Origin of the sequence: Prevotella sp. tc2-28 (genome assembly GCF_900107705.1) — a bacterium.
Lineage (GTDB): Bacteria > Bacteroidota > Bacteroidia > Bacteroidales > Bacteroidaceae > Prevotella.
Map to the genome: position 1 here is coordinate 264509 of NZ_FNRE01000003.1, position 7276 is coordinate 271784.

The 7276-nt window shown below is 46.7% G+C and carries 7 protein-coding genes; 2 read left to right on the forward strand and 5 right to left on the reverse strand.

The genetic code is table 11. From position 1 onward, the window contains the following. From BLU47_RS04385 to BLU47_RS15100, 4 genes are all read right to left on the reverse strand, one after another. On the reverse strand, positions 1–1758 hold the full coding sequence (locus BLU47_RS04385; protein WP_176780450.1) for an MATE family efflux transporter: 1758 nt from the start codon (positions 1756–1758) through the stop codon (positions 1–3). Continuing rightward, positions 1742–3127: an N-acetylmuramoyl-L-alanine amidase-like domain-containing protein gene (locus BLU47_RS04390; protein ID WP_091958935.1), complete on the reverse strand. Its 1386-nt coding sequence runs from the start codon at positions 3125–3127 to the stop codon at positions 1742–1744. Before BLU47_RS04390 ends, BLU47_RS04385 begins: the two co-directional genes overlap by 17 nt. Then, complete coding sequence (locus tag BLU47_RS04395) at positions 3114–3641, reverse strand: hypothetical protein (protein ID WP_143025461.1); 528 nt, start codon at positions 3639–3641, stop codon at positions 3114–3116. Before BLU47_RS04395 ends, BLU47_RS04390 begins: the two co-directional genes overlap by 14 nt. An 87-nt stretch (positions 3642–3728) precedes the next feature. Continuing rightward, positions 3729–3863: a hypothetical protein gene (locus BLU47_RS15100; RefSeq protein WP_255402087.1), complete on the reverse strand. Its 135-nt coding sequence runs from the start codon at positions 3861–3863 to the stop codon at positions 3729–3731. 536 nt (positions 3864–4399) lie between these two features. Here BLU47_RS15100 and BLU47_RS04400 point away from each other — a divergent pair. Then, positions 4400–5338 carry a class I SAM-dependent methyltransferase gene (locus BLU47_RS04400; RefSeq protein ID WP_143025462.1) on the forward strand — a complete coding sequence of 313 codons (939 nt, stop codon included), beginning with the start codon at positions 4400–4402 and terminating at the stop codon, positions 5336–5338. A 43-nt stretch (positions 5339–5381) separates the two neighbouring features. Beyond that, a complete protein-coding gene (locus tag BLU47_RS04405; RefSeq protein ID WP_176780451.1) occupies positions 5382–6980 on the forward strand; it encodes a dicarboxylate/amino acid:cation symporter in 1599 nt (532 codons plus the stop codon). 50 nt (positions 6981–7030) lie between these two features. Here BLU47_RS04405 and BLU47_RS14715 read toward each other — a convergent pair whose 3' ends face one another. Then, entirely contained in the window at positions 7031–7147 is a 117-nt protein-coding gene (locus BLU47_RS14715) for a smalltalk protein (protein WP_176780414.1), read from the reverse strand. Positions 7148–7276 lie beyond the last annotated feature (129 nt).

Below are 7276 nucleotides of genomic sequence, written 5' to 3' on the forward strand. Positions count from 1 at the left end.
TCAGCTTCGTTTATAATTCAGATAGATGCAGTTGATGCCGTTCATGTACTTGTGATTGATATTCTTGCACAAGCGCGAAAGAATGGCTCGTCGCAGGTTGTTCTCGTCGATATCCGCTAATTCCTCATCAGTATATTTATAAATCGGATTACGGATAGGACCCTTGCTCTTGACCACCACGGTGAATTCTCTTTCCTTATCGATGATACGCACATCAAAGGTCTCATTATCCTTTGAGCCATGCGGTTCATGTGTCTCCACAATCTCATAGAGCAGTTCCTCCAGAGCCATGTCAACAGCCATACCGTCGGGCAACTCGCATGTTTCTACAAAGGGGTGCACCTGGGCAAGGAAATCCTCGACACCTTTGGTGGTATAGGGCACTGAGAAAGTGACGGCGGGATTCGACGGCACCGTATTCTCCAAGGTAGGCCAGGCATAGAGGGGATTCTTGCGATGCACCACATACGCCATAGTGACCATCACCAGCAGCAGGAGCCAGGAGGTGACGGGCAGGATGTACCAGATAAGTTCGGGGGTGAAGATTGCCATAACGACAATAATGCCGATAGCTCCCACGTTGGTCACAATCTCTATCCAACGGCAGAGCTTCTTATGGTTCTGTACGAAGTAAAGCACGCTCAGTGTCTCAGATATGGCGTTGGGCAGGAAGGCGAGGCTCATCAGACGGAACGGGGTGTAGCACTGTGCAATCAGACTGTCGTCAGCACCATAGATCCTTGCCAGCACATCGGGGAAGAGGAATATCAGCAGACTCACCGCCACCATCACCAGTATCAGCATGCGGAAGATGCGCCGCGTGAGAAGGCGGAAACTGTCAAAGTCTTCTTCGCCCAACAGGATGCCGCCAATATTCGTGATGGCGGTATTCGAACCGGACAATGCCAGCATACAGATGCCGTTAATCTGGAAATAGATGGTAAAGAAATACATGCCGTCGGCGCCGAGCTTTCCGATGACCATCGAGTTCATGGTGAAGGCCAGAGCTGGTGCCAACAAGGCAGATATCAGCATGGGGAGTCCGATGGAGAAACATTCACGATATTGCTTGATGCTGCATATCTTCTCCGGGCGTCTCAGACGGAATATCTTACTGTTCTTGCGCATATAGTCGACCAGCGAGGTGAACGCAAGCAGATTGCTGAGTCCTGAGGCAACCGATGCACCAGGCAAACCCATATCGAGCACGCCGCAAAACAGCAGGTCGAAAATGACATTGAGTATCTGAGAGATGATGATACGTCGGGTGACAAGACGCGGACTGCCGTTGGTGATGACATAGGAAACGGGCACACCACAGACGGCAGCAACGAAGATGGCGAACATGTCGGCATGAATATAGGGTTTCAGCATGGGCAGCAACCGCTCATCGTCTGTTATCAAGCCTGCCAACACGTCGAGGAAAGGCAATAAAAGCGCAATGACCAATAGCGTAGAGAAGAGGACATAGTACAGGTGATTGTTGAACACGCGGTTCACCTTGTTGTAGTTCTGGGCACCAATGCCTCGTGCGCTCAGGAAAGTGGCGCCGGCACTCATCATGCCGATGAAGATAAACATACAGCTCGCTATGGGCTGCCAGATACGGACTACTGACAGTGCATCAGGCGACACCAGATGAGACACTACGATGGAGTCGGTGAAACCACCCAACTGTCTCATCAGCGCCGACATGACGGTCGCCAGAAAGAACGAACCGAACATGATCTTTAATACATATTCATTTTGCTGCATCATCATCATTCAATCTATAAACCGCCACACCTATCATCGTGAACTTATCCTTCATAAAGGTGTAGGCATCCATGTTTGCAAGTCCTAATCCATCTGCGCTAGCATGATAGAAGTGCAGTCTGCCGTCCATCCATTTGGCTATCAGCAGGTGCTTAACCTCCACGCCTCTTGCCCAGGTATGTTGATCACACACCACAGCCAAGATGTCGCCATCGTGAATCACGCCCAACTCCGAATCCTGAGGCATGTCCAGCAGTTCACGGGGGATATAGGTAAAGCGCACGCGCTGCTGCTGGCGAAGGGCGATGGCATTGTAGTTTTTTTCGTCATCCATCTGGGGGCTGAACAGATGCTTGTTTCTGGTCATGTAGCTCGGCTGCAGGTCCATCACCCCCGTAAATGGAAAGGCGGGCTCGTCGGGACTGATACGCTTCACGAATCCCTCTTTGATGGCCGACTGCATAATCCAGGTGAAGTAGTGGTTGCGGGTGGCAAACGAGACCACACCGTCCTGATAGTGCATGCGCCGGTAGTAGTCCTTCAGGTCTGCCAGCGTGGTGCGGCCGTCTCTGTAGCACAGTGCCAGTGCCAGTACATCTTCTATCACGGTGGTACAATCCACATGACTAAGGCTCACCATCAGATGTTCTTCTTCCATCGGCTGAGTGAATTCCGTTGCAACGCCCTCCATCAGTTGTTGGAAGAAGTATTCAGTCGGCGGCATCGACTTATCCACATTTTTCATTGCGCGCTGCAGTATCTGCTCGTTTTGCGCGTCAAACTGCTGCTCGTTGCGTCGCAGGCGGCGGAGTAGTCTGTTATGGAAAAAACTTGTTGAGATACGACCGAGGGGCGTCCTGATGCAGAACACCAGCCACAGCGAGCGCAGCGCTGCCAACTGTTCGCGCCAGAAATAGGGGTTGCTCTTCACCTTCTCATAGTCGCTGATGTCAATGCCCCAGGCATCATAACCCAGCCATCGGGCAATGCGCAGCGAACGAGCTATGTGGAAGCTGCTGGTCAGGATGTAGAATCGGGTTTGCCCGAAATACATCTCCATGTTCCATAACGAGCGAAAGGTGTTATAGCCACAGGAGTCGAGCACAAAGCGCTCTTCAGGAATATGGTATTCCTCAACCAGTGTGCGGTAGATGACGGTAGTGTCGGCACGACAACCGGAGATGTAGAACAGCCAGTCAGGATAGGCATTCGCCAGGATGCTCACCATCCTCACCCGCAGTTGCAGGATGGGCGATAGCGAGTTATCGGGACGCAGTTTGGCACCTAACACCAGGCATACCTTCATGCCTTCAGGTACCTGTTCGCCCTTCAGTCCTTGCAACCTGTCGTTATGTAGCCTAACACACCGCATGGTCCGATTCGTGCATTTGCTCTCTGATGTCTATAAGAAGTTCTATCTGTTCCCTAATGCAGGTGGCAAACGCGTCACTGTTTTCCAGAATGTAGGCCTTCAGTTCGGCGATGTCCTTACACTTCAGATGGTGTATCACCATAAAATGCAACCCATGCCCTTCAGCATGATGCCCAGCACCGTCGAAGAAAGTCGCCCTGCCTTCAAACACATCCTGATTGGAACGCGCCCACACATGGAATATCCTGTCAATCGCAAGAGTCATATCGTTGTCGTAATGGCAGAAACATAGCAAGTCGTCGGGATGTTCCACCAGATATTGGGTAATAACAGCCACTATCATCCGTCCCACCTCCTTGTCAGCTGCACCGTCCCGCTTCCCGTCGGCAAGATTGAGCATAAAGTAGAGCACGCGATGATTGCCTATCTCTGCCACCTCCACAAAATGAAGCACATAGAGACGACTCGCGGCATTGTAAAACTCCACCGCCGAATCGCCTCGTCTTCTTAACACCAGTTTTGATGTGGCGTTGACTTTCGCTATTCCTTCTTCAGATATAGAATTCGTTGTTCCTGTCTATAGAGAGATGGTACTTATTTCTTAATCCACTGTTGTACAAACACTTACACGATCTCCGTCATATATCGTTTTCTGCACATAGTCGTCGAGGTTCACTGCCTGAGCGGTAATAATACTTACAGGTGATTTTCTGATTGCAAAAGGATTCTTGTTCATAATCATTATTTTTTAGGTGTTAATATATTATTACGCTGCAAAGATACGATATTTTTTTGAAATCCAATTAATTTTCTAAAAAAAATGATTTGCAAGCTATCCGTTGCTCTTGTTTTTGAAGATAAACACTCCGATAACCACTAAGGCGATGACTGCTATTACATGTATTAAATCCATAAAGCTATTCCTTTTTTTTGAGTGCAAAGTTAAACATTATTTATAAATATACAAATAAAAACAAGATAAAATGAGCAAGAATGTCAACGGAGTGGCAGGGGACTGGAGTGGCAGGGGTTGATTCACGCTAAGGAGTTGTATCAGTTGACCCGATGATTCGCGGAGCAGCCTCGTAGGTTGCCCCACTTTCTCTTTGTGTCACCACCATTTATTCTAACAAAGATTTTCAAAAAAAAAGGCTATCACCTTGTCTGTTCTAAAAAAATATGTATCTTTGCACATAATATAAAAACCTAATTCAAGTTTCGCTGTATTGACTCTAATTGTTTTTAAGTATGAAAAGGCTTCAAAAAGAATGGATGATTAAAAACATTTTCGTTTCTGCCGCTATATTATGCCTGATGCTGGCAAGTGGCTGTTCTACAGTATCGATGCCGTCGGTTTCATATACGGCTTACACTTCTCTCTATTGGCTTAGAGAGGCTGGCGTTCCAGAGGCAGCTGAATTTTCCGATGCCATTGGCAATGCCAAAGTCAACCTATCTAAAGACACCGTTGCAAATTACGACGAACTGGCACCTGTGAACAAACTTTATATAGAGATGCGTTATGCTGCGCTCAACGAATATATTATCGGCAACAATTATCAAAACAATTTGGATATAGCGTGCGGATTTGCTCCTCGTAGCATTGCGATGGCACGTCACAACCGCATGTTTGTCGGGGCAGATTTTGGCCCGTCGGTATCAGAAATCAAACGCATCTTGCCTGATTGCTTGTCTCGCAAGCAGCAGAAACGTGCTTGTTATATTGTAGCTGACGCGACAGATCGTACCAGTATGATGAAAGCCGCCGACAAGATGGATGGCCGTATCTGTATCACGATGGATGGACTGATGATGTATCTGACAAGAGAAGAACAGGCGGCAGTATTGCAGAACATACGGGCTATCCTGGAGAATCATGGCGGTGCATTTGTCACATCCGACTTTTCGGCTCGCGAATTTGTCAAGGCAGCTGCTGAAGTTGTCTATCATGAAGCTGAAGCTCAGCGGATATACCGTAATTCTGCTGAAATGTATGAGAAGACAGCATCGGCAGATTTCGACAAGGCTTTTTTCTCTCATGCAGATGAAGCACAGCGCTTTATAGAGTCCCAGGGACTAAAGGTGAAAAGGATTCCCCTTTTCCCAAAGCCATGCTCTATTTACTGTGCCAAGGAGTTGAATATAGAGCAATACCAAAAGTTGGAAGGATTGAAAAAAGCCGCATTTATGTGGGAGATTACTGCCGAATAACCGAATCCTTGAGTGACATTTCCTTACTTCCTGCAAAATGACTATGATGACGAATGATACCACATATATATTAACGGAATCGAATTATTCTGATGCTATTGGCTGGTTAGAGGAACATCTTTCTAAAATGAATGTTCCACACCATGAAATTATCATGGCAGAACTGCTTTTAGAAGAAAACTTCTATAGCCTCTCAGAAGTTGCCGACCAGCAGCCTTTCGAGGCGACAATCTCCCTGCATAAACGATTTGGGAATGTGAGACTGCGTCTCTCCGCACAAGGTAAAGAATTCAATCCTCTATTATTCGATGAAACTGCGGACGACGATCCCGACACTTTTTCTCATGTTGACATTCTGAGATCATATCATCAGTATCTGAGCTATTTCCACAGAGGCAACAAGAATATCATTGAGATATTGGTGCATAAGTCGGAAACCAAGGAAATCAGGAATACACTTTTGGGGCTCGTCTTAGGACTCTTATTGGGTGTGTTGCTGAAACAATTTGTTGATGTAGAGGTGCAGGAATGGATTAACTATAATGTGCTTGATTCCCTACAGATGATATTTATGAAAGCGCTCATGCTGGTAGTTACTCCTATGATTTTCTTTTCTGTCATTACGGGTATTTCCAGTATGTCGGACGTCACTTATATCAAGCGAATTGGAGGCAAGCTCGTTGCTTATTCTTTGCTGAAACTGTCTTTTTATATAATTGTAGGCATGATAATTGGTCAATTGATAGGCGTGATGCCTCAGTTAATGAAAGTCTTTCAATATGGTGGTGAAACCGTGCCGCCTACCCTGTCAATACGTAACTTAATTGTCGATATTGTGCCGGGTAGCATCATGTCACCATTCGTAGAGAATCACATGCTGCAAACACTATTTCTCGCCTTTCTCTTCGGCGTCATGCTATCCCGTCCTGGCGAGCATATGGATTGGGCAAAAAAGGGCGTGGAGTTTATGAGCAGTTTCACCATCGACGTGTTGGGAGTCATTTCAAAGTGTATCCCCTTGGTTGTTATGGTATCGATGACAGAACTGATGATCAAGGCCGATGTCTCCATACTGCTTTCTTACGGCAAGCTTATTTTCTTTGCCGCATTGGGATTGCCGCTGTCACTTCTTGTGTCATCTGCACTTGTAGCCCTTTTCGGTCACATAAGTCCAATGGACTTTTTGGGCAAGATATCCCGTTTTATCGTCTTGCCTTTTTCGACAAGCAATTCTAGTGTGTGTATGCCTGCTACGATGAAATTCTGTATAGAAAAACTTGGCATGGAGAAAAATTTTGTAAGATTCTCCATATCCATGGGTATGCAGTTCAATATGGCAGGGACGGCGTTTTATGTGGCTATTATTTCCATGATGATGGTGCATACCTTTGGTATCAATCTGAGTCTGGATTTCTTGCTCTCCCTGTTTGTCGCAGAATTATTCCTGGCTCTTACAGGTGTAGGTATTATCGCAATGCCAACGCTTTTGGGATCTATGGGTATCCCTACTGAGGCCATCATGTTTTTCATAGGAGTTGAGCCACTTATGGATATGCCTGGTACTGCGCATAGCGTCACGGAGAATATCACTTCATCTTATCTCGTGGCATGTCAAGAGAAACGTATTAGAGACCAGAAATAAAGTGAGCATAAAGCGGAGCAGCCTCGTAGGTTGCCCCGCTTTCTCTTGTGTCACAGCAGCGCCAGTGGACCGTGTCCCATACACGATGCCGTCCCAAATGCCGTCAGCGCAGCCGTCAGAATACTGACAATGAACTGCAAAATCGTCTTCCAAGTCTCTCGTTTCATAGATTAAAAATTAAAGATTCAATTCTTCACTTCTTGATGTTTCACATCGAGCCTGCTCACGCTCGGCAAAACCCAAGCAAGCTTGGTTCTGCTCTCGCTTAATCGCAGCCTTCAATTCTTCAATTCTTC